Annotated in this window: 2 pseudogenes; one reads left to right on the top strand and one right to left on the bottom strand. The window is 63.2% G+C overall.

Annotated features, from left to right (window positions below):
* Positions 1-71: pseudogene (locus AC0L2O_RS36785) on the top strand (DUF1328 domain-containing protein); the annotation flags it as partial.
* A gap of 122 nt (positions 72-193) precedes the next feature.
* Here the strand turns inward: AC0L2O_RS36785 and AC0L2O_RS36790 are convergent.
* Positions 194-272, bottom strand: a pseudogene (locus tag AC0L2O_RS36790) (DUF427 domain-containing protein); the annotation flags it as partial.

Genomic DNA, 272 nt, shown 5'->3' on the forward strand with positions numbered 1-272 from the left:
TCCTGTTCTACGTGTTCGTCGCGATCTTCCTGGTGTTGCTGATCCTGGGGCTCACGATATTCAGGGCGTAGCGGGGCTCGCGTCGGCCATCGCTGCCGTCATGGCCGGGCTTGTCCCGGCCATCCACGCCTCGCCGCGCTGTCCAAGAACGTGGATGCCCGGGACAAGGCCGGGCATGACGAACTCTCGGCAGCTACCCAACTTCCTCGATCTTCACCTTGTCGGGATAGAAGGCGAGATGGCCCGAAATCTCGGTCATCGCCGGGAAGGGC

This window comes from Bradyrhizobium sp. Kon10, from assembly GCF_055807395.1.